This window comes from Pantoea ananatis PA13, assembly GCF_000233595.1.
Lineage (GTDB): Bacteria > Pseudomonadota > Gammaproteobacteria > Enterobacterales > Enterobacteriaceae > Pantoea > Pantoea ananatis.
The window spans coordinates 2,372,404-2,394,636 of sequence record NC_017554.1; the positions used below are offsets into that span (position 1 = coordinate 2,372,404).

15 protein-coding genes are annotated in these 22,233 nt (G+C 55.4%); 7 read left to right on the top strand and 8 right to left on the bottom strand.

What is annotated here, in order from left to right; translation table 11 throughout:
• Positions 1-72: 72 nt before the first annotated feature.
• Entirely contained in the window at positions 73-1,302 is a 1,230-nt protein-coding gene (locus tag PAGR_RS11185; RefSeq protein ID WP_014605825.1) for an MFS transporter, read from the top strand.
• 40 nt (positions 1,303-1,342) lie between these two features.
• Here PAGR_RS11185 and malT read toward each other — a convergent pair whose 3' ends face one another.
• Positions 1,343-4,045: an HTH-type transcriptional regulator MalT gene (gene malT / locus PAGR_RS11190; RefSeq protein ID WP_029570015.1), complete on the bottom strand. Its 2,703-nt coding sequence runs from the start codon at positions 4,043-4,045 to the stop codon at positions 1,343-1,345.
• A gap of 278 nt (positions 4,046-4,323) precedes the next feature.
• Between malT and malP the strand changes: the two genes are divergently transcribed.
• The 3 genes from malP (at position 4,324) to PAGR_RS11205 (ending at position 10,013) form a co-directional block, all read left to right on the top strand.
• Complete coding sequence (malP, locus tag PAGR_RS11195) at positions 4,324-6,726, top strand: maltodextrin phosphorylase (RefSeq protein WP_014605827.1); 2,403 nt, start codon at positions 4,324-4,326, stop codon at positions 6,724-6,726.
• A gap of 8 nt (positions 6,727-6,734) precedes the next feature.
• On the top strand, positions 6,735-8,786 hold the full coding sequence (malQ, locus tag PAGR_RS11200) for a 4-alpha-glucanotransferase (protein WP_014605828.1): 2,052 nt from the start codon (positions 6,735-6,737) through the stop codon (positions 8,784-8,786).
• A gap of 213 nt (positions 8,787-8,999) precedes the next feature.
• Entirely contained in the window at positions 9,000-10,013 is a 1,014-nt protein-coding gene (locus PAGR_RS11205; protein ID WP_014605829.1) for a helix-turn-helix domain-containing protein, read from the top strand.
• Here PAGR_RS11205 and PAGR_RS11210 read toward each other — a convergent pair.
• The 4 genes from PAGR_RS11210 to malK form a co-directional block, all read right to left on the bottom strand.
• A complete protein-coding gene (locus PAGR_RS11210) occupies positions 9,985-11,013 on the bottom strand; it encodes an alpha/beta hydrolase family protein (protein ID WP_014605830.1) in 1,029 nt (342 codons plus the stop codon). The genes PAGR_RS11205 and PAGR_RS11210 overlap by 29 nt on opposite strands.
• A gap of 265 nt (positions 11,014-11,278) precedes the next feature.
• Positions 11,279-12,199, bottom strand: a complete 921-nt coding sequence (malM, locus tag PAGR_RS11215) for a maltose operon protein MalM (protein WP_014605831.1) — start codon at positions 12,197-12,199, stop codon at positions 11,279-11,281.
• Between the two features lie 103 nt (positions 12,200-12,302).
• Positions 12,303-13,604 (bottom strand): maltoporin, encoded by a 1,302-nt coding sequence (locus PAGR_RS11220; protein WP_014605832.1) that lies wholly within the window; start codon positions 13,602-13,604, stop codon positions 12,303-12,305.
• 41 nt (positions 13,605-13,645) lie between these two features.
• The gene (gene malK / locus PAGR_RS11225; protein ID WP_014593717.1) at positions 13,646-14,755 is read right to left on the bottom strand and encodes a maltose/maltodextrin ABC transporter ATP-binding protein MalK; all 1,110 of its coding nucleotides are present in this window, start codon (positions 14,753-14,755) and stop codon (positions 13,646-13,648) included.
• A gap of 367 nt (positions 14,756-15,122) precedes the next feature.
• Between malK and malE the strand changes: the two genes are divergently transcribed.
• Genes malE through malG form a run of 3 tightly spaced genes read left to right on the top strand, consistent with a single transcriptional unit; the run spans position 15,123 to position 18,803 of the window.
• Positions 15,123-16,307, top strand: a complete 1,185-nt coding sequence (malE, locus tag PAGR_RS11230; protein WP_014605833.1) for a maltose/maltodextrin ABC transporter substrate-binding protein MalE — start codon at positions 15,123-15,125, stop codon at positions 16,305-16,307.
• 57 nt (positions 16,308-16,364) lie between these two features.
• Positions 16,365-17,903, top strand: a complete 1,539-nt coding sequence (gene malF, locus PAGR_RS11235; protein WP_014605834.1) for a maltose ABC transporter permease MalF — start codon at positions 16,365-16,367, stop codon at positions 17,901-17,903.
• A gap of 9 nt (positions 17,904-17,912) precedes the next feature.
• Entirely contained in the window at positions 17,913-18,803 is an 891-nt protein-coding gene (gene malG / locus PAGR_RS11240; protein WP_014605835.1) for a maltose ABC transporter permease MalG, read from the top strand.
• 66 nt (positions 18,804-18,869) lie between these two features.
• Here malG and PAGR_RS11245 read toward each other — a convergent pair whose 3' ends face one another.
• From PAGR_RS11245 to PAGR_RS11255, 3 genes are all read right to left on the bottom strand, one after another.
• Entirely contained in the window at positions 18,870-19,430 is a 561-nt protein-coding gene (locus PAGR_RS11245; protein ID WP_014605836.1) for an RNA polymerase sigma factor, read from the bottom strand.
• A gap of 3 nt (positions 19,431-19,433) precedes the next feature.
• Positions 19,434-19,853: a hypothetical protein gene (locus PAGR_RS11250; RefSeq protein WP_014605837.1), complete on the bottom strand. Its 420-nt coding sequence runs from the start codon at positions 19,851-19,853 to the stop codon at positions 19,434-19,436.
• Between the two features lie 220 nt (positions 19,854-20,073).
• Positions 20,074-21,687: an alkaline phosphatase gene (locus tag PAGR_RS11255; protein WP_014605838.1), complete on the bottom strand. Its 1,614-nt coding sequence runs from the start codon at positions 21,685-21,687 to the stop codon at positions 20,074-20,076.
• Between the last annotated feature and the right edge of the window lie 546 nt (positions 21,688-22,233).

Here is a 22,233-nt window from a genome sequence, read left to right on the forward strand (position 1 = left end):
GTTTGTCAGCACCGCCATTTTTTCGTGGAGTAAGATACGTCAATAAACGTAAAGCCTTAAGCGGAAATCTTCATGTCTGATTACACCAGTGACGTAAAATCAAGCCAGCCGGATCTGCCCCCCACCGTTGACGACAGCCAGAAGATTCTGGTGTCGATTCTTGGCGCGGTCGCATTTTCCCACTGCTGTAACGATTTTATCCAGGCCATGCTGCCATCGATTTATCCCTTGCTGAAAACCAACTTTACTCTGAGCTACGCGCAGATTGGTTTGATCACGCTGATCTATCAGATGACGGCGTCGCTGTTGCAGCCCTGGATCGGCCTGTACACCGACAAACATCCCAAACCCTGGCTGCTGCCGTCTGGCATGGTTTCGACCCTGATTGGCATCGGACTCCTGGCGATGGCCCCGCACTTCTCCGTGGTGTTGGTTGCTTCGGCGCTGATTGGCGTTGGCTCTGCAACCTTTCACCCGGAAGCCTCGCGGGTTGCAAGAATGGCATCGGGCGGCCGCTTTGGTACGGCACAGTCAACGTTTCAGGTCGGCGGTTATATTGGCACGGCGTTTGCGCCTTTAGTGGCGGCGATGCTGATTATTCCGCATGGACAGATAGCGGTCGGCTGGCTGATGATCATTGCGCTGTTTGCGGTCATTATTCTTTCCGGCATCAGCCGCTGGACGGTGAAACACGGCCATGCGCACATGAAAAAACACAACCTTCAGGCGCTGCGGTCGCTTTCTTCGCTGGATGTCAAAGTGGCGTTCTCCGTGGTTGGCGTGCTGCTGCTGGCAAAATTTACCTATATTGCCTCAATCAGTAACTACTACATTTTTTACCTGGTTGAGCGCTTTCAGCTCCCGATTCCGCAGGCGCAGATCTACCTGTTTACCTTTCTGGCCGCCGTCGCGGTTGGCACGCTGGCCGGCGGACCGATTGGCGATCGCATTGGCCGCAAAGCGGTTGTCTGGATCTCGTTTCTGGGTGTTATCCCGTTCTCGCTGCTGATGCCGCATGCCAATTTGTTCTGGACCGTGGTGCTGACCGTTTGTATCGGCCTGGTCTTTTCATCAGCATTTGCCGCGCTGGTTGTGTACGCGCAGGAAGTGTTGCCCGGCCGTACCGGGATGGTGGCCGGGATTATGTTCGGCACCATGTTTGGCATTGGCGGTATCGCCGCGGCGGCGCTGGGGAAACTGGCTGACGGGTACGGTATCACTACCGTGTATAACGCCTGTGGCTTTCTTCCGCTGCTGGGATTTGCCACGTTACTGATGCCTGATACACGTCGGGTTAACTAAACCGCGCGAACAGGCAGCGCGTCGCTGCCTGTTGCCTTTCTCAGACGTAACCCATCATTTTCAGCATCGACTGCGCCTGAGTCATCGCCTCAGCCCGATGCGTAATCCCCAGCTTCTGATAAAGATTCCGGATATGGGTTTTGATCGTGGTTGAGGCTACATCCAGCTCCGCCGCAATCTGCTCGTTGCTGTAGCCGGAATAGATCAGCCCCAGCACCTGCCATTCACGCTGCGTTAGCGGACTGGTACGAATCAGCTCGGGCACGTCAGGATGATTCAGCAAACGGCTGACAAAGCCTTCATCAAAATGGGCAAATTTGTGACGATGATACTTATTGATCTCGTTAAGGATGCGGCGCGCGCGGTGGTTATCCAGCTCATCAAGGGTATTCAACTGCAATAACTGACGCAGCTGTTGCGCCATGGATTCGCCCTGCACCACAAAGTGGCTAATGAACCCCGTGCTGCGGGCCAGCCGGAGCGCATCCAGCAACGCATGCTGCGCTTTTGCACGCTGATCGGTTTCCCAGTAAATCTGGTTCAGCAGCAGTACATTACGGTTGAGATCGCTCATCAACTGCAAGGGGCGCGCATTTTCATTAAGCTCGTCGAGAATCACTTCTGCCTGCGTGTAATGCCCGAGCAAAATCTGTGCCCGTGCCACGTTTCGCCACTGGCCCTGCAAAAAATGGTTATTGGCGCAGGCCGGTTTAGGTGTCTGACGCAGCCACTCACTGGCGCTTTGCGTATCGCCGGTCATTTGCCAGTACAGCACTCTGACCTTATCGGCATTGGCGAGCCAGTCATTGTGCCAGCGGCCGTTGTTTAGCAGGTTTTCCAGCCGGTTCAACAGGCTGCGTGCGTTGTCCAGGTTGCCCCGGGCAATTGCGCTTTGCACCAATAAGCCCAGGCACTGTATTTGCTGCTGAGGCTGATAACCCTGCAGCACTTTCATGCCCTCGCGTGCCGCCTGCTCGGCTTCATCCAGCCTGCCCCAGGCCCACAGCAGCTGGGCGCGGATACGCAACAGAAACTCATGCAGCGGAAAGTGTGAAAGATGCTGCTCTTTGACCAGCACGAAGGCCCGCTGCTGAGTCTCGTACGCCGTTTGCAGAAAGCCTTGAGCAAACAAAATTTCGCTTTGCTGGATCAGGCTCCAGAGCACATAGTGCCAGGCTTCATCCCGCCGCGCCATTTGCTCTGTCTGGCGCATCAACTCCAGCGAGTTACTCAGCTCGCCTTTACAGTGCATGACTTCGCCATGTACCGAGGTTGCCACGATACGGCTGTAGTGGCGGCTCTCAGGCAGCGTATTCAGCGCCAGCATCGCCAGGCGTTCCGCCTCATCGGCATTGCCATCGTTAATGGCGACCTGCGCCAGTAACGCGTTAAATTCACCGCGTAATACCGCATCAATTTCGCACTGGCTTTCCTGCTCAAATCGGGCCAGCAGGCTGTTCACCTCTGCGTAGCGGTGTTGGCTTTGCATCAGCCAGGCCTGTAACAACACCAGGCTGGGATTATCGAGCCGCATCGCCCAAGGCAGTGCATTCAGCGAGGACTCCAGTAAAGGCAGCTCGCTTTGATTAAACAGCGACCATGCGTGCTCGGTTAACACATCACGCAGCATCTCCGCGTCACCGGAAGCACGCGCATGATGAATCGCCTCGCTCGGGAAGCCCTGCGCCATCCAGCTGGTTGCCGCCGCCCGATGCAGCGCCGGAAGTTCGGCAGCCAATTCCCACTGGCAACGCTGTTGCAGGAAACTGCCAAACAGAGGGTGATAGCTAAACCACTGGCCGGAGTCATCCATCCGCTGCAGAAACAGTCCCTGCCGCTCAATGTCTTCCAGCCAGCACTGGCCGTTATCCTCGCCTGTCACCTGGGTAATCAGCGGCGCGTTAAGTGAACGCAACAGCGAACTTTTCAGCAGAAAATGGCGCGTGGTCAGACTGACGTTATCCAGCACTTCCTCAACCAGATAATCGGTTAAGTGGCTGGCATTGATCCCTGACAGGCGACGCGCGGAGTGCTGGGCCGCGCCCGCCCCCTGTCGGGCCGAGAGCGCGATAAGCTGCAGCGCCGTAGCCCAGCCTGCAACGTCATCACACAGGCGCCCCGCATCTTCGGACTCCAGCGGCGCAGGCAGTCGGGCATCAAAAAACTGCTGCGCCTCCTGATGGGTAAACGCCAGTTGCTGACTGCTCAATTCCATCAACTGCTCGCGAACGCGCAGGTTGGCGATCCCCAACTGGGGAAGATTACGCGAAAGCACCACCAGGGTAACGTTTTCAGGTTGATGGCGTAAAAAGAAACGCATCGCTTCATGAATCACCGGATTGGTGATGTGATGGTAATCATCGATAATCAGCCACAGCGGTTGATGCCAGGCATGAAGCTCATTGAAAATCTGCGTAAACAGCGCATTCAGATTCACGTACTGCCGTTTGTTTGCCAGCGCTTCGCTCCGGCTACAGCTGCCGTGCGTGGCCTGCTGCAGGGCGGCAATTAAATAGTCCGCAAAACGCTCTGGCTGATTGTCACTTTCATCCAGGGAGTACCAGCCCAAATCGGCTTTGTCTGCAGCCCACTGCGATATCAGGGTGGTTTTGCCATAGCCTGCAGGACTGGTTACCAGCACCAGGCGGTAGTTACCTGCAGCGGAAAGTTTTCGTATCAGCCGCTCCCGTTTCACCGTGGCTTCATGGCGGACAGGACGGCTGAGTTTAGAGGGGATTAACATGTACGCACGCTTCTCCGTTAACGTCTGGCGCATCATTTTTTTACGCTTCGTAATTATTCCTCACACGTTCAGCTATCCCTCCTGATAAAGCAAGCGGACGCTTTAGCGAATCTTCACAAAAGCGAGTCTAATCACACTTAAGTGAAATTTTCAGACTTGCCTCACCGTCTCCTCCCTTGCCCTCATCCTGACGGAACTTTTGCCAGGAGGATGAGCGATTCCGCGCGCAAGGGCAGACTCATCCTCATTCCCATTCTTTGTCGACAGGACAACCGGCTATGACACAGCACCCTTTTGATCGTTCCCGTTTTGACGCTGCGCTGACGCGCCAGTGGCAACGCTTTGGCCTGCATGATGCAGGAGAAATGACGCCATATCAGTGGTGGCAGGCTCTGAGCGGCGCGCTGGTAGAAATGCTCAACGCGCTGCCCGCCCGACCGGCATCCGGCGATTTGCGCCATGTGAATTACCTCTCTATGGAGTTTCTCACCGGGCGACTGACCGGCAACAACCTGCTCAACTTAGGGTGGTTCGACGGCGTTAATACGGCCCTGAAGCAGTGGGATGTTTCGCTGAACGAGGTGCTGGAAAGCGAGAGCGATCCGGCGCTGGGCAATGGCGGACTGGGCAGGCTGGCGGCCTGTTTTCTGGACGCGATGGCCACGGTGGGTCAGCCCGCAACGGGCTATGGCCTGAACTACCAATATGGCCTGTTTCGTCAGCGCTTTGTCGAAGGTGAACAGGATGAACTGCCCGACGACTGGCAGCGCGACCGCTATCCCTGGTTTACACATAATGCTGCGCTAACGGTGCAGGTAGGCCTGGGCGGCAAAGTCGTGGCAGAGAATGGCAAAGCGCACTGGCAGCCTGCGTTTCAACTGGAGGGCGAAGCCTGGGATCTGCCGGTCGTGGGCTTTGAGAATGGCCTCACGCAGCCTCTGCGGCTGTGGCAGGCAAAACATGCGCACCCTTTCGATCTCAAAACGTTTAACGGCGGCGCTTTTTTACGGGCGGAAAAGCAAGGCATTAATGCGGAAAAACTGACCAAAGTGCTTTACCCCAACGACAACCATCAGGCAGGAAAAAAACTGCGCCTGATGCAGCAGTATTTTCAGTGCGCCTGTTCGCTGGCAGACATTCTTCGTCGTCACCGTCTGGCGGGCCGTGCCATTGAAACCCTGCCGGATCATGAGGTGATCCAGCTGAATGATACGCACCCAACGCTGGCTATCCCTGAACTGATGCGGCTATTGCTGGATGACTATCAGCTCAGTTGGGAGGACGCCTGGCACCTTACCCAGCGCACCTTTGCCTACACCAACCATACGCTGATGCCGGAAGCGCTGGAGTGTTGGGATACCCACATCGTGCGCAGCCTGCTTCCGCGGCACATGGAGATTGTTAACGCCATCAATACCCAGCTCAAAGAGGCGGTTAACCGGCAGTGGCCTGGGAACAAGGCCGTGTGGTCGAAACTGGCCATCGTGCACGGTAAGCAGCTGCGCATGGCCAATTTATGCGTGGTGACCTGCTTTGCGGTAAACGGCGTGGCCGCCCTGCACTCGCGACTGGTAAAAGACGATCTGTTCCCGGAATACGTCACCCTGTGGCCGGAAAAATTCCACAACGTCACCAATGGCATCACGCCGCGCCGCTGGATTCATCAGTGTAATCCCCGACTGGCGGCGCTTATCGGAAAAACGCTTAATCAGCCCTGGCTCAACGATTTGGATGCGCTTCAGGGGCTGGAAAAACAGGTGGATAATACGGGGTTTTGCACGGCGTACCGCGAGATTAAACAGCGCAATAAAGTGGATTTGGCCTGCTGGATTGCGCAACGTACCGGGATTAAGGTGAATCCCGAGGCCCTGTTTGATGTGCAAATCAAACGGCTGCACGAGTACAAACGTCAGCATCTCAGCCTGCTGCATACCATCGCCCTATGGCAAACCCTGGTGAGCGATCCTCAGGCGAACCGCTGTCCTCGCGTCGTGATCTTCGGCGCGAAAGCGGCACCGGGCTATGCGTTGGCTAAAAATATCATTTTTGCCATCAACAAGGTGGCCGACGTCATCAACACCGATCCGCGCGTGGCCGATCGCCTCAAAGTGGTGTTTATTCCCGACTACAACGTCTCTGTGGCAGAACGGCTTATCCCGGCCGCAGACCTGTCAGAGCAGATTTCACTGGCGGGCAAAGAGGCCTCGGGCACCGGCAACATGAAGCTGGCCCTGAACGGCGCACTGACCATTGGCACGCTCGATGGTGCGAACGTGGAGATTTCTGAACAGGTCGGCGATGAGAATATCTTTATTTTTGGTCATACGGTAGAACAGGTTAACGCCCTCAAGGCCGCTGGCTATGCCCCGGGAAAATGGCGCGAAAAAGACGCCCTGCTCGACCAGGCGCTAACGTCACTGGAGGATGGTACGTTCAGCGCAGGCGACCGGCACGCTTTTGATCTGCTGTTGCACAGTCTGGGAGCTAAAAACGGCGATCCTTATCTGGTGCTGGCCGACTTCCGGCATTACCTCAACGCTCAGCAGCGCGTTGAAGCACTGTGGTCTGATAAAGCGGCCTGGACGCGCGCCACGATACTCAACACCGCTCGCTGCGGCATGTTCAGCGCCGACCGGTCGATTCGGCACTATCAGCAACGTATCTGGCAGCGTAAACGCTAAGGATCAGCATGAAACCACTTCATTATCCGGCCGGGATCGGCAGGGTAGCCACTGAATATGTTGATGCGCATGGGGCGGTCCGGCAGGTTTCTGCATCGACCCGCGATCGCTTGCTGGCGGCGATGCAGCCGGGCCCTGGCCCTGGCGTTATCCCACCGGTCGCCGTCTTTACCCAGGGTTTGCCCATTCGTTTAACGCCCTCTCTGGCTGGCCCGGCACGCTGGCACCTGGAGGGCGAATCGGGTGAACGCTGGTCAGGGCAATGCGAGCCTGAGGCGTCTTTGACGCTCCCGGCGCTGCCTGAAGGTTACCATCTTCTGACGATAAACGCGGATGCACAGCAATCGAGGTGCCAGATAATAGTGACACCGTCACGTTGCTATGAGCCGGAGGCCTTGCTACGGGGCGAGAAACGTTGGGGAACCTGTGTCCAGCTTTACGCTTTACGATCGGATCAGAACTGGGGAATCGGCGATTTTGCTGACCTGCGGGACATGGTGAAGGCGGTTGGCATGCGCGGTGGCGCTTTTGTGGGGCTGAACCCCCTGCATGCGCTTTTTCCTGCGTTACCTGATGATGCCAGCCCCTATAGCCCGTCTTCCCGGCGCTGGCTCAACGTGCTCTATATCAGCGTTCCTGAGGTTGAGGACTTTAACCTGAGTGCCGCTGCGCAGTGCTGGTGGCAGTCGGCAGAAACGCAACACAGGCTGCACCAGGCGCGTCACGCGCCCTGGGTCGATTATTCGACGGTGGCATCACTTAAGCTGGATGCCCTGCGGTTTGCCTGGCAGCAGTTTATGCAGCGTGAGAAAGAGGATAGTCAGGCCGAGGCATTTGAGGCGTTTGTGGCTGAGGGCGGTGAAAGTCTGCTGCATCAGGGATTGTTCGATGCCCTGCAGGCCTGGCTTCGCGAAGAAGATCCCCTGAGTCACGGCTGGCAAACGTGGCCCACTGCCTATCAACAACCCGATACGGCCGCCGTACACGCGTTTCGGATTGAACATGGCGATGAGATTCGTTTCTATCTCTGGCTGCAATGGCTGGCGGCGCGTCAGTTTGCCGCCTGTTGGCACCTGTGCCAGCAGCACCAGATGGCACCTGGACTTTATCGCGATTTGGCCGTTGGCGTCGCCGCAGGGGGATCGGAAACCTGGAGCCAACGCGGACTTTACTGTTTAGCGGCCAGCACAGGCGCCCCGCCGGATATTCTGGGCCCGCTTGGCCAGAACTGGGGGCTGCCGCCAATGGATCCGCAATCTTTGTATGATCGGGCATACGAACCCTGGATTACGTTGCTGCGCGCGAATATGCGCGATTGTGGGGCGTTACGTATCGATCATGTCATGGCTTTGCTGCGACTGTGGTGGATTCCGCAAGGAGAAACGGCCGCCGCAGGCGCGTATGTCGCCTATCCCATTGACGATCTGCTCGCTATTCTGGCGCTGGAAAGTCAGCGCCAGCGCTGCATGGTGATTGGTGAGGATTTAGGCACGGTGCCGGAGGCGATTATCGATAAACTCCACAATGCTGGCGTCTACTCGTATAAGGTGCTCTATTTTGAGCAAAACTCGCACAAGGGCTTTCGCCCACCTGCGGCATGGCCGCGTCAGGCGATGGCTGTAGCCACCACTCACGATATGCCAACGCTCCGGGGCTGGTGGCAAAGTGACGATCTGACACTGGGGAGCCAACTGGGGTTGTATCCTGATAAAGCGGTGCTTGCCGGGCTGTATCATCAGCGCCGGGCAGCCCGATCGGCGCTGCTTCAGACCCTGACGCGCCACGGTTACCTCAAGCCCAAAGGGCGGGTTCAGGCAAACAGTCCGCGCATGAGCCTGTTACTTAACCAGGTTATCCATCAGTATCTCGCGGACTGCACCAGCGCCCTGCTGGGTTTACAACCCGAAGACTGGCTGGATATGGCCTCGCCGGTTAATGTGCCGGGCACGGTAGAGGCTTATCCGAACTGGCGGCGTAAGCTAAACCTGTCGCTGGAGGCGATGTTTGCAGATAAGCGTATCACGGCATTGCTGGAGGAGATTTCCCGGCGTTGTTCGTGATTAATCAGGCGATCCAGGGATAAGTTTCAGGCGTGATCCCGGATCGCTGAAATCGTTGTCGCAGAGGCTGTTCAATGCGGTCAGCATGAAGAGCAGTACACCAAAATGGACTGGCGTGAGAAAACAAAGGCAGAACATAAGGTTTGCGTTTAGCTATCGATTCGTGTTTTTTACTCTGTAAAATGGACGCCATTCTGGCTTTTGAGTTAGCGTATGTTTTCGATTCCCTTTCCTGCTTTGACGTTATTTGCACTACTGATATTAATGATGATGCTCATTCGTTCTGGTAAGCGCGAATACCGTGGGGCAATGATGTTTATTGCAGCGTCGGCAGGACTAATGGCCTTGAGTATAATTAGGTGGGAATGGCATTTCTCTCTTCTTAAACCCCTGCAGGCTATACTGGCAACACTCTTACCCGCAGTAGCCTGGTCGTGCTTCAGCGGCCTTACGCATCAATCCCGTGCGCGTCGCCTGAAGCTGGCTGTTATCCCTGTTTATACTGCCATCATCATCCAGCTGTGTCTGCCCGTTCTGACCGATGCTCTGTTGTTTCTGATTTATGCAGGTTATGGCATCGCACTACTACGTGCAGCAACAAACGGAGCTGATTTTTTTGTCGAATCACGCTTCAGAGAAGCCTCCATAACGCAGAAAATGACCTTTTTTGCGGGGTGTTTTCTTTGCTTTTCGGCACTCACCGACGCGGTTATCAGCAGGATGATGAATATTGCCCCGCAATTAATTGCCCTGTTTCAGGGAATGACACTACCGTTACTTTGTATTGCCATTGTCCGGGCAGTAAAGAGCGTTCCTGCGGGTGAACCTCACGCCGAAGAAACGTCATCCCTTACCGATGATGAGGCAAAGGATGCGACGCTTGAGCCCTTATGCCTGCACATCGAAAACCTTGTCCGCGCACACGCTTACTATCTTGATACCGATCTTACGCTGAACAAGCTTGCACGCAAACTCGATATTCCAGCACGGCATATTTCTCGCGCGGTAAACGCTACACGGCAGTGCAACGTTTCGCAATGGCTCAATGGGTTTCGTATAGAAAAGGCGCAGGACATGCTGCGCCAGCCACAGCTAAAAATTACCGACATCATGCTTGAAACCGGGTTTATCAGTAAGTCGAACTTCAACCGGGAATTTATGCGCATTACGGGGAAAACCCCCACCGCATTTCGTCAGGCTATGGATGATAGTGAAGCGCGGTGTTGAGAAACGCACTGATTTTACCGATCAACATGTTGTGAAGTGCGTTTCTGTTCACGCCCTGTCTATCCCGGCAGACTTCCCCTTCGCCCGGCGCGCTTTGCTCAATCAGCGCCTCCCCCTGCGGTTTGCATTGCTGCATAAAGCTAAAATGGGTCGCGCCAGGGATAACACCATAAGTGACAACGTCACTCGACAGTGCCTTTGCCAGATACTGCGATTCAAGCGAGGCAGGCAGCGCCGGCGAATCTACACCTGCCGCTAAGATCAGCACGGGCAGCCGAATATGCCCCAGACTCTGCGTCGTGAGTCCGCGAGCTAACCCTAAATCCAGCGCCACTACTGCCTTAATACGCCGGTCTTGCAGGTCTGAGCTCAGGTGGCTGGCCCCTTGCCTGTTATCAAGGCCCAGTGTTGTCATTAGCCGACAGCTGGACAACTCAGCGTGTTGGATGCAGTCATGAGCAAATTGTTGAGGATTAAAACGCGCCCCCGCTAATTCCATTACCGTCCAGCCGCCAAGAGAATGCCCGACAGCGGCGATTCGTTTAACGTCAGCACGCCCTGCCAGCAGGGGATCGTTCAGAATCCGCTCCAGTGCCATGATTAAATCCTGAGGACGCCGCCAGAGCTGTCTTGCGTGTGCCGATGTTAAATCCGACGTCGTGGTACCGGGATGATTGGTCGCAATCACGATATATCCCTGTTCAGCCATCGCGTCGGCCAGCCATGCAAGGTTGCGCCAGCTCCCGCCATAACCATGAGATAACAGTAATACAGGATGTAAGCCGGGCAAGGGTTTAGCATTTCGCACCACGCTGACACCTGTAAACGCGGGATTATCCGCAATGTTTTCCTTGGGCGACGACGCTGCACTGGGATACCACACGGCAACTTCAACCGGGCGTTGCTGCTCGCCTGCTATGAACTGGCGAAAGCCGTTGCTGGCCATCGCAGAATGACTAAATACGATGAGGGAAAAAGAGATAATCAGACGTATTAACATGATGAAGGCTCCAGTTGTGATAGAGCCTTTTTTGTATCAGTGCCGACGGTTACGCGCGTCCTGGAACGCGATCGGGTACCTCAATAACATCATTTAGGCTGAGGATTGCGCAAAGCCTGACCAAAAGTATCAGCGTCTTTGAAAGAGATAGACGCGAATTTACGCCAGAACGGAACAGGTTAAGCGCGAGGGACAGGTCACTGACCTCATAAAAAAAGGTGCGCCTCAGCGCACCAGATGGAACAAATCAGCACTGCCGGAGTGATTACCCCTTGCCTTTAACACTGCTGATAAAGGTTTGCCGCGCAGACGTCGAGCCGAGCCGTTCGGCCTCATCCAGCAGTCTGAGCGCTTTATCAATATTGCCCTGCGCCGACGCCTGGCGAATAGCATCGTTAAAATAGCCTTCGGTATCCTGAACAATAGGCTGTGTTTTCGCTGCAGGAGCCGCAGTGGGCGCACGACTGGCTGCCGCTGGTTGACTGTTTCCGACCGTAACCGGAGCCGGGCCAGAGGATCCAAACAACGGCCCGACCAGTATTGAGGAATCCGAGCGGGTGCTCAGCTTTATTTTTACTGTGCCAGATGTTGTATGACGGGCAACCGGATCGGGAATATCGGGAACGGCATGGCCGGTGCCTTTGGCATAGGCTTTTGCCGGATCAACCAGCGTTGTGGTCTGAGCAAGATCCGTCTCTGTGGTGAATACCAACAGATAAATTTTTTGCTGTCCGGGAACCGGGGTCAACTTCATCACGCCTTCCAACCGGTCAGCGGCCATCACGCCAGGTTGCTGATAAGAAAACCAGCGGCTGGGGAACCAGGCGGCCGGACGCAGGTTTTCGTCCAGAATGAGCACGTTGGGCGCAAAGACCTGGTTCTGCTGTACCTCACTGCTTAAGGTGATTGTCAGCTCGCCCAGCGTGGCAGGCAGGCTGTAAGCGGCGACCGGCCCGGTGATACCGGCAACGTTTAGCGGACTGTGCCCGGCCGTTAACGTCGTTACCTGCGGCCGTGCGGTATCCAGGGGTTGCCAGTGCATGCTCTGCAGGCTGGTAAGCGGAATGGCGGGCGCTGCAGAGACATCCTGCGGCATCAGATTGATCGCGGCCCGTGCAGGCAGACTGTGTCCTGCCAGCAGGAGCGCGCTCAGGCAAAGTGCGGTGAATGTTTTGTACGTTTTCATTTTTAACCTCGAGAAACGGGCAGGCCGCGGCAACGCAGGCAATAGCCGCCGCGGCCTGAAACACAGTGCGAAACGGTCTACAGCGGTTTATCCAGAAAAGGGATCACCACCAGATTTCCATTTGCGCGCCAAAGGTCCACTCATCATTGTTGCCGCGGCTGTTGGTAAACAGGCCGTTTCCGGTGCTGTCCTGTGACGCGAAGGTGGTGATATCACCGGCCGCGTCTTTGTTATAACCCCACTTCTCATCCCATTTGGCATAGGTCGCGAAGAGCCGCAGCGCAGGACGTGACCAGATGCTGTCTCCCGCCTGCCACTGCTGCGCCAGCGTGATTTTGTACTGACCATTGCGTTCGCCGACCTGCTGTGACTTCACGTTGTCATAGCCCACTTCCAACAGGGTGCTCATGATCGGCGTCCATTTGTACATGGGCCGCACGCCAACGGTGTACCACTCATTACCCCGGTTGTTATCCAGATCGGTGTTTTGGTACATCGCGACGTACATCATGTCCCAGCGTTCCGCCAGGCTGATCGCCCCGTGGTCCAGAACCCGATACATCTTGCCGTTGTTATTGATATTCGTGCCCTGTGCCAGCCCTTTCCCCTGGGACGTCAACGCATCGGTCGCGTACTGCAGCACAAATTTGTTGTAGCCTTTGAGCATGCTCTGCGTATGCTCGGCGGTGAACAGCCAGCCGTCTCGGGATGCGCCATCTTCTAAGCGGTAGCCATCACGCGCATTGGCACGGCCGTAATCCACACCCAGTTCCAGAACGCCATTGGGGTTGGTTTCCAGCCCTGCCAGACGGACGTCAAACACATCATCTGCGGTACTGGTGGCGTAATTGCGAATGCGATCGTTAGAAAAGGTGTAAGAGCCGCCCGCTTCCGATGAGCGCGTTGCGGCAAACGACAGCTTACCAAATCCCAGATCGACATCTTCCAGACCCGCACCCGGGCCGGAAATATCCCAGTAGTAGAAATCGATCATGTGAACGTCATGGCGCTGGTAGAAACGTTTACCGGCCCAGATACTGGAACCCGGCAGGGCGTCGATCAGGTTTTTACCTTTGACGTTGGCTTCACGAAAAGCCGGTGAAGTGGATTCCCAGTCGTTTTGCTGAGAAACCGAGTACGCCACGTTGGTGTCAAAGTAGAAGCTCTTGTCGCCCTCTTTCCACACTTCCTGACCCAGCTTAAGTTCAGCATAGGTTTCGCACTCGTTACCCAGACGGTATTTACTTTGAGCACCGGTTGCCTGGAAGCATTGCTGCTCGCCGCCGCTGCCCGTCCAGCCAATGCCGGAGCGAGCATAACCGGTAAAATCCACCGCCATCAGCGGTGAAGACAGCGTGCCTGTCGCTACCGCTACGACAAGGGAAAGTTTGCGCAGAGTTAACATTTTCTATCTCCTGAGGTCATTGCTTTTATTGTTTTGCTGGATTAAACGCCGGGCTCCTGATGCAGCCTGCGACACGCGCTTCCGTCCTCTCGGAACAGATGACAACGCTCGGGTGGCAAGCCAATGCCCATCATGGCGCCCTCTTTTACCAACACCACGTCCTCCTGGCGGTACACCAGGTTTTGACGGATGGCGGGGATTTGGATGTGAATTTGAGTTTCGTGTCCCAGTTGCTCAACGACCTGCACTTCCCCCTCAAGGGTGACGTCAGCGATATCACTGGACAGCAGATGTTCCGGCCGGATACCCAACGACATATTGCTGCCGACCTGCACGTTGGCGCTGTCTACCGGTAGCCAGACCAGCTGATTATTGGGCAGGCGCACCTGCACCTGTTCAATCGCGGTGGCGGTGACCTTAACGGGGAGGAAGTTCATTTTTGGCGAACCAATAAAGCCTGCAACAAAGCGGTTTGCCGGATAGTGATAGAGCTCCAGTGGCCGCCCAACCTGCGCCACACGACCGGCGTCCAGTACCACAATTTTATCGGCCAGGGTCATGGCTTCGATCTGGTCGTGGGTTACGTAGATCATGGTGCGCCTGAGTCGCTTATGCAGGCGGGAGATCTCGATGCGCATCTGCACCCGCAGTGCGGCATCGAGATTAGAAAGGGGTTCATCCAGCAGGAAGACTCGGGGTTCGGCGACCAGCGTGCGGCCGATGGCAACGCGCTGGCGCTGTCCGCCAGAGAGCGCCTTTGGGCGGCGATCAAGCAGATGCGCCAGCTGCAGCACCTCAGCAACCTGGGTTACGCGCTGCTCTCTTTCCGCTTTTTTAACGCCGGCCAGCTTCAGGCCAAAAGACATGTTTTCTGCCACCGAGAGATGGGGATACAGCGCGTAAGACTGAAATACCATGCCAATGCCGCGTTCGGCAGGCGGCACCTCATTCATCCGTTTATCGCCAATCAACAATTCACCGCGGGTAATCGTCTCCAGGCCAGCAATCATCCGCAGCAGCGTTGATTTACCGCATCCAGAAGGCCCGACAAATACGACAAACTCGCCTTCACCAATCTCCAGATTGATATCGTTCGACACGACCGTGTCGCCCCAGGCTTTGGTGACATTGCGTAACACGACGCTCGCCATAGTACTTTCCTCTCCACTCGCTAATGCGGCCCGCACGTCAGCGGACAAATTCTGGCGTTCACTATGCGTAGCGTGACGCGTCGCCACATCCTCCACCGACGCGCTTTATCTGGGGGAGGAGACGGGAGGAGGAGAAAACATCAGCACACGAGAGCGGTCGCGCGCTGCACTGATTTTTGTGATCGGTAACGCAGTCTGGCACCCACCTTAGTGTGAGCCAGACCGTGATAATCCTGTCACTTTGTAACAGCGATCACACCTCGACGGCGGCAGGCGTAGAGGCCAGGAGGATGAGAAGCCGGTAAGAACACGCAGAATGTGCGGCAAGCAACATGTTCGTTTCCGCTAACAGGATGGAGTGTTAAAGATGAAAACTGGCGCAAAAATTTTGGCTCTGTCAGCCCTCTCGGCGGTGCTGTTCTCCGCTTCCGCAGTCGCAAAGATTGAAGAAGGAAAACTGGTTATCTGGATCAACGGTGACAAAGGCTATAACGGTCTGGCCGAGGTGGGTAAAAAGTTTGAACAGGAAACCGGTATTCACGTTACGGTCGAGCACCCGGATAAAATGGAAGAAAAATACTCGCAGGTGGCCGCGACCGGTGACGGTCCGGACATTATCTTCTGGGCGCACGACCGTTTTGGCGGTTACGCCCAGTCCGGCCTGTTAGCCGAGGTGTCACCGGACAGCAGTTTCCAGCAAAAAATCTTTCCTTTCACCTGGGACGCCGTGCGCTTCGACGGCAAGCTCATTGGCTATCCGGTATCAGTTGAGTCGCTGTCGCTAATCTACAACAAAGACCTGCTACCCACGCCGCCGAAAACGTGGGAAGAGATGGCCGCCCTGGATAAGTCGCTGCGCGAGAAAGGCAAAAGCGCCATCATGTTTAATCTGCAGGAGCCCTACTTTACCTGGCCGCTGCTGGCAGCCGGCGGCGCTTATGCCTATCAGTTGACGGACGGACACTATGATGTCAAAAACACCGGCGTTGATAATGCCGGAGCCAAAGCCGGCATGCAGTTCCTGGTCGATCAGGTCAAAGCCAAGGTCCTGAATGCCGATACGGATTACTCCATTGCCGAAGCCGCTTTTAATAAAGGCCAGACGGCGATGACCATTAACGGCCCCTGGGCCTGGAGCAATATCGATAAGAGCGGTATTCACTACGGCGTCGCGCCGCTGCCGACGTTAAACGGCAAGCCCACCAAACCTTTTGTTGGCGTACTCAGCGCCGGGATCAATGCGGCCAGCCCGAACAAAGAGCTGGCTAAAGAGTTTCTGGAAAACTATCTGTTAACGGATGCCGGGCTTGAGGCCGTGAACAAAGATAAACCGCTGGGTGCGGTGGCGCTGAAGTCCTTCCAGCAAAAGTTGGAGAAAGACTCGCGTATTGCCGCCACCATGAACAATGCACAACGCGGTGACATTATGCCCAACATCCCACAGATGGCCGCGTTCTGGTACGCCATGCGCACCGCCACCCTTAACGCGCTGAGCGGCCGTCAGTCCGTTGATGCCGCGCTCAAGGATGCGCAGTCACGTATAAGCAAGTAAATCATTCAGCGCAGGCCAGTTTGCTGGCCTGCAACCTGCCGTTAAGGAAATCGGGTAATGTCAGAAAAACCGCAAACGGGACGGCATCGTTCTCTGTTTAAAGGCGCACTGGTGGGCATCTGTTGTTTGCTGGTCGGTTATTTACTGGTGCTGATGTATGCTCAGGGGGAATACCTGTTTGCCCTGCTGGCGCTGGTCATAAGCGGGCTGGGCATCGGGATTTATGCCAATCGCAGGGCCTACGCCTGGCGTTATGTTTATCCCGGCATGGCCGGCATGATGTTATTTGTCTTGTTCCCTCTGGCCTGTACCGTGGGCATTGCCTTTACCAACTACAGCAGCACCAATCAGTTGACCCAGGAGCGGGCGCAGCAGGTTTTACTCAGCAGACAATATCAGGACGGTGCAGGCCTGAATTTCAGCCTGCTTCCCGAAGGCGATCGCTGGCGGCTGGTGCTTAGCGAGGGATCGAACAGTCAGACCTGGGTGTCACCGCTCTTCTCCTTCGACACTGCGGGCCCATTAAAGATGGTGAGCGCACCTGCTCCAGAGGGAGAACGGGCAAACTTACGCGTCATCACCACACATCGCCAGGCACTGGCAAAACTCCGCGCCGTGCTGCCTGACGGACGTGAACTGGTCATGAGTTCCTTGCGTCAGTTTTCTGGGACGCGCCCGCTCTATGTGGTAACGGATCATCAGACGTTAAGAAACCAGCAAAGCGGCGTGAGCTATCGCGCCAATCCGGATACCGGCTTTTATCAGGTGATTGACGCAAAGGGCCAGTGGGGAGAAGAACGTCTGAGTCCCGGATTTACCGTGGGCGCGGGCTGGCAGAACTTTATTCGCGTGTTCACCGACGAGGGGATTCAAAAGCCGTTCCTGGCCATCTTTGGCTGGACGATGATTTTCTCTTTGCTGACCGTGGTGTTAACGGTGGCGGTGGGCATGGTGCTGGCCTGCCTGGTGCAGTGGGAGGCGTTAAAAGGCAAAGCCGTTTACCGGGTAATGCTGATCCTGCCTTATGCCGTGCCCGCCTTTATCTCCATCTTGATCTTCAAGGGATTATTCAACCAGAGCTTTGGCGAAATCAACGTCATGCTCAACGCCCTGTTTGGCAGTAAACCGGCGTGGTTCAGCGATCCTACGCTGGCGCGTGCCATGCTGATCATCGTGAATACCTGGCTGGGTTATCCCTACATGATGATTTTGTGCATGGGGCTGCTGAAAGCGATTCCCGAGGATTTGTACGAAGCCTCTGCGATGGACGGTGCCGGGCCGCTACAAAACTTTTTCCTGATTACGGTACCGCTGCTGTTAAAACCGCTGACGCCGCTGATGATTGCCAGTTTTGCCTTCAATTTTAATAACTTTGTGCTGGTGCAGCTACTGACGAATGGTGCACCCGACAGGCTCGGCACGACCACGCCTGCGGGTTACACCGACCTGCTGGTGAACTACACCTGGCGTATTGCTTTTGAAGGCGGTGGCGGGCAGGACTTTGGTCTGGCAGCGGCTATCGCTACGCTGATTTTCCTGCTGGTTGGCGCACTGGCGGTGATCAATCTGAAAGCCGTGCGGATGAAATTCGACTAAGGAGTCATGATGGCGATGGTACAACCCAAATCGCAGAAGTTACGTCTGTTTATGACGCATCTGCTGCTGCTGGCGTTTATTGCGGCAATACTGTTTCCCTTACTGATGGTGGTGGCGATTTCGCTGCGCGCGGGAAATTTTGCCACCGGCAGTATCATTCCGGAACATATCTCCTGGGAACACTGGCGGCTGGCGCTGGGCTTCAGCGTTCAGCATGCTGACGGCTCAGTCACGCCGCCGCCCTTTCCTGTTTTGCTGTGGCTGTGGAACTCGGTCAAGATCGCGGCTATCAGCGCAATGGGCATTGTGGCGCTGTCCACCACCTGCGCCTATGCCTTTGCCCGGATGCGCTTTAAAGGGCGTGAGAGCCTGTTAAAAGGGATGCTGATTTTTCAGATGTTCCCGGCGGTGCTGTCGCTGGTTGCACTTTATGCCCTGTTCGACCGTCTCGGGCAATATCTGCCGTTTGTTGGTTTAAATACCCATGGCGGCGTGATCTTCGCCTATCTTGGCGGCATCGCGCTGCATGTCTGGACGATAAAAGGCTATTTCGAAACGATTGATAGCTCGCTGGAGGAAGCGGCGGCGCTGGATGGTGCAACGCCCTGGCAGGCTTTCCGGCTGGTTTTACTCCCGTTATCGGTGCCCATTTTAGCCGTGGTGTTTATTTTGGCGTTTATCGCTGCAGTAACGGAAGTCCCGGTGGCCTCACTGCTGCTGCGTGACGTCAACAGTTACACGCTAGCCGTGGGCATGCAGCAATATCTTAATCCGCAAAACTATCTGTGGGGCGATTTTGCCGCAGCCGCCGTTCTCTCTGCCATTCCTATTACCCTGGTGTTCCTGCTGGCGCAACGCTGGCTGGTTAACGGACTGACCGCCGGCGGCGTGAAGGGCTGATTGCGTCATCCGTCCCCTTTCAAGGTGATAATGCGAATATTGGCGGCCCGTCATGGCCGCCTTTTTTCAATCTTCACTAACCAGATCGTCGTAGACCGTCCGCAAGCGCATGCGCAGATACAGTACGGCTTTATGCTTGCGCGACAGCAAGGTCTGAACACTGACGCCGGTTAATTCTGACAGCGCTTTATAGCTGATTCCCTGCAGCTCCGTTTGGTCAAACACCTCATACTGCGCGGGCGGAAGTTCGGCTAGCGCCGCCTCCAGCGCCTCCCAGAGTAGCGCTCTGAGGTAATCATCTTCAGGGGTTTGCGGAATGCCAAACAGGGTTTCAGCCAGTTCGCTTTCAACCCCATCCTCCTCGTCGTTTTTCATGTAGCTGGCAAGTGGCAACTCCCGCTTCTTACGCGCCCGATCCGTCATTTCATTGCGTGCCGCCCGAAACAGCCAGGCGGAGATATTCTCAACCGGCTGTTCCACGCCGATCAGCTGACAGGTAATTTCCTGCAAAATATCTTCAGCCTCCTCCCGTGCTGGGGTACGGGCACGAATAAATCGCTGGAGTTTCGTTCTGCAGAGCGTAAGCGCTTTGACCCACGATGAGGCTTGCGATGCGCTGGCCTTCATCGTCTACTCAGTCCGGGCAGCATGGTTGTCATCTGACGACGGAGGCTGTTCGTCCCGGCGTTTATCACGGCAGTGTTGCCCCCGATGGCCAAAACCTTCCCGACGTTGCTTCATAAATGCGTCTCGTTGTTCCGGTGTCATCTGCATCCAGCGTTCATGCATACGACGCCGGGCATGGCCAAACATTCCCGGCCTGATACCCAAGCCGCCAAACAGAATCCGGCACAGTAGCAACAACCCTGCGGCCTGCCAGAAACCGATCGTTTTAACCCCGATAAGCGCGGGCAGCAAGGCATTCCACAGTGACATGACCAGCAGACATAGTGCGACAATAAAAACGGCGCCCACTATCAACGGCTTCGCCAGTCGGTTTCTGCCCCTGGCACGGGCATGGCGGAACGAAGGGTGATCAAAATCTCTCATATCAGAATGACCTCATCAGTGATAAACACACGTTTGTGATGAGGTAGACGAATGAGCCAGCAGAATATTGCTGACGGCGGAAAAAAAAGTGAAGGCATTGACGTGTTGTGCGGGTGACGGAGATAACACAGAGGTGCCGGTGAGCGAATATTCACCGGCACCGAGTACCTGATGCGGTCAGGAAGGCATCACGCGCCCTCTTTATTGTGACATTGTCACGTCAGGATTTACTGGCCTGCCCGGGCATAATTTTTTCAACGGCCTTTCCCTCCAGCGCGGCCTTTACGACGGTGAAAACGTCGGTATTATCAATGTAATCACCCTGATTGTAACCGACATATTTGGCATAGCCCGCGTCGTTACCGCGCACGCGTTCGGCGAAGGCTTCAGCGCCCACACCTTTTGCCCACAGCGGAACCAACGCGTTAGCGTGATTGCCGGTGGGACGGAAAGACACGCCTGGCATGGCGCCTTTGCCGTTATTGATGACGGGTTCAAATGCGCGAGTCTGCGCATCCGGCCCCATCGGCATGCCGTTATCATGATCCGTGGTAACAATCAGCAAGGTCTCGTTCCAGTTGCTGTTTTTCTCGACCCATTCAATGACAGAGGCCACGGCGTGATTAAAATCGGCGCTTTCTTCAATCAGACGGCCGTATTCAACGCCCACACAGTTGGGGTTATACGTGTTGCCCCAGTCTCCTTTACCACTGCAGGCATTGCTGGTATGGGCAGACCAGTCGGTTGCCCCACCTTCGACCATCATAAAGAAGCCGTTCGGATTTTTGCTCAGATGCTGAATCGCGCCACGGGTCATCAGGTTCAGCGTTGGCACCGTGGTAATAAATGCATCGCCTGATGGATTCGCCGCATCTTTACCAACAAATTCACCCTGCCGGCCCTGCTGTAACGTTCCGTTGGGGGCGACGTTGGGCGATCCCAGCAGCGGGCCATCATAGTTCAGCGAGCCGTTAGCCAACTGGGTAAACGCCTCCGTGCTGCGCACAATTTTCCACGGCTGACCGCCCGCTGGCGCCAGCTTACCCGCGCGGAGTAAATCCCATTCGGTTTGCGCCAGATAAAGGTTCGCATCTTTGCCACAGCCGGCGGTGGACTCATTTTTCGCCAGATGCTGACAATCCGTTCCATTCACGTTGAAGCCCGGCAGTCCGGTTCCCATAATCACGTCGAGCTTACCGGCGGTGAGCATTTGTCTGGCGATCGCGTGATAATCATTACGGGAAGCATTCTGCGCACCAAAGGCCGCTGGCGTGGCGTGCGAGAACGGCACACTGGTGACGACGCCCGTCGCCTTCCCCTGTGCCCTGGCTGTCAGAGTAATGAAGTCGACCGGTTTACCCATGTTATCGACGTTGATGGCATTGTTATAGGTTTTTACCCCGGATGCCAGCGCGGTGCCCGCCGCCGCACTGTCAGTAGGATTGATGGCCAGATATTCGTAACCCTTAAAGGGCAGTTCTTTGCTCTCGGTTTTTGTCGTGTCCCAGGCTTTCTGCGGGTCATAATTAACAAGGGATTCATTGCTGTGTGTGGCTTTTTTCGAGGCGTTGAGTGGATAGGTTGTCATGGCATACTTTACCGGGAATGCAGCATAAGGCGTTTTATCGCGCCCACCGTACTGCCAGTATGCGGTGGCATCCCATGTTCCCCAGCCTGCACCATCGTTAATCATGACAATGACGTTTTTCGCTTTGATGGCGTCGGCAAACGCAGAGGCACTGAGGGTCAGACCGCCCAGAGCCAGCAGGCACAGAGGAAGTTGACGCAGGGAAAACACAGTAGAGGAAGGGTGAATACGAGGTTGACGTGGCATAAAACTCTCCATAATGATGACAGCGACCGCCTGAACAAAGAAACAGGTTTCAAAGGATGTCGAAAGATGTCTTTTTGTTACTCCGTGGCTGTGCAGTATTGGGATGCGTTGTGACAGTTTTATGAAAATCCTGTGCCGATGGACGAGAGAATTCCCTAAGGCAAATTTCATCACGGGTAAGCATGTTACTTATCAATCTGTTACCCGAACAATGCGGCTGATTTCAATTTTTTCAATTAATGTAAACGTCTGTCAGCCCGACGCCGCGCGCCCTTTTATCCCACTTTGCTGTTCTTGCCGGCTTGATTGTTAAGTTCGTGTTGGCATTTTGTATCCAGATTTCACAACCTGTAAGCAGACACAAAAAACCTTCCATATTTCAGCTCAAGTGTGGCTGAAGCTTTCATAAGCATCTGATTAGCAAGAAAAGCCAAATTCGTTAACCGGAAAAGGTATTTTATAACTTTTGCCGACAGTCCTTAACATGACCGCGTTAATCGAACTCATGGCGAATGAATTAAAAAATCGATGGCGCTCAACAGGCGC

Coding starts and splice junctions, on each gene's coding strand:
- PAGR_RS11255 (WP_014605838.1), bottom strand. CDS start 21,687: ATGCCACGTCAACCTCGTATTCACCCTTCCTCTACTGTGTTTTCCCTG.
- PAGR_RS11245 (WP_014605836.1), bottom strand. CDS start 19,430: ATGAAGGCCAGCGCATCGCAAGCCTCATCGTGGGTCAAAGCGCTTACG.
- malK (WP_014593717.1), bottom strand. CDS start 14,755: ATGGCGAGCGTCGTGTTACGCAATGTCACCAAAGCCTGGGGCGACACG.
- malF (WP_014605834.1), top strand. CDS start 16,365: ATGTCAGAAAAACCGCAAACGGGACGGCATCGTTCTCTGTTTAAAGGC.
- malG (WP_014605835.1), top strand. CDS start 17,913: ATGGCGATGGTACAACCCAAATCGCAGAAGTTACGTCTGTTTATGACG.
- malP (WP_014605827.1), top strand. CDS start 4,324: ATGACACAGCACCCTTTTGATCGTTCCCGTTTTGACGCTGCGCTGACG.
- malQ (WP_014605828.1), top strand. CDS start 6,735: ATGAAACCACTTCATTATCCGGCCGGGATCGGCAGGGTAGCCACTGAA.
- malM (WP_014605831.1), bottom strand. CDS start 12,199: ATGAAAACGTACAAAACATTCACCGCACTTTGCCTGAGCGCGCTCCTG.
- PAGR_RS11210 (WP_014605830.1), bottom strand. CDS start 11,013: ATGTTAATACGTCTGATTATCTCTTTTTCCCTCATCGTATTTAGTCAT.
- PAGR_RS11185 (WP_014605825.1), top strand. CDS start 73: ATGTCTGATTACACCAGTGACGTAAAATCAAGCCAGCCGGATCTGCCC.
- malT (WP_029570015.1), bottom strand. CDS start 4,045: ATGTTAATCCCCTCTAAACTCAGCCGTCCTGTCCGCCATGAAGCCACG.
- PAGR_RS11205 (WP_014605829.1), top strand. CDS start 9,000: ATGTTTTCGATTCCCTTTCCTGCTTTGACGTTATTTGCACTACTGATA.
- PAGR_RS11220 (WP_014605832.1), bottom strand. CDS start 13,604: ATGTTAACTCTGCGCAAACTTTCCCTTGTCGTAGCGGTAGCGACAGGC.
- PAGR_RS11250 (WP_014605837.1), bottom strand. CDS start 19,853: ATGAGAGATTTTGATCACCCTTCGTTCCGCCATGCCCGTGCCAGGGGC.
- malE (WP_014605833.1), top strand. CDS start 15,123: ATGAAAACTGGCGCAAAAATTTTGGCTCTGTCAGCCCTCTCGGCGGTG.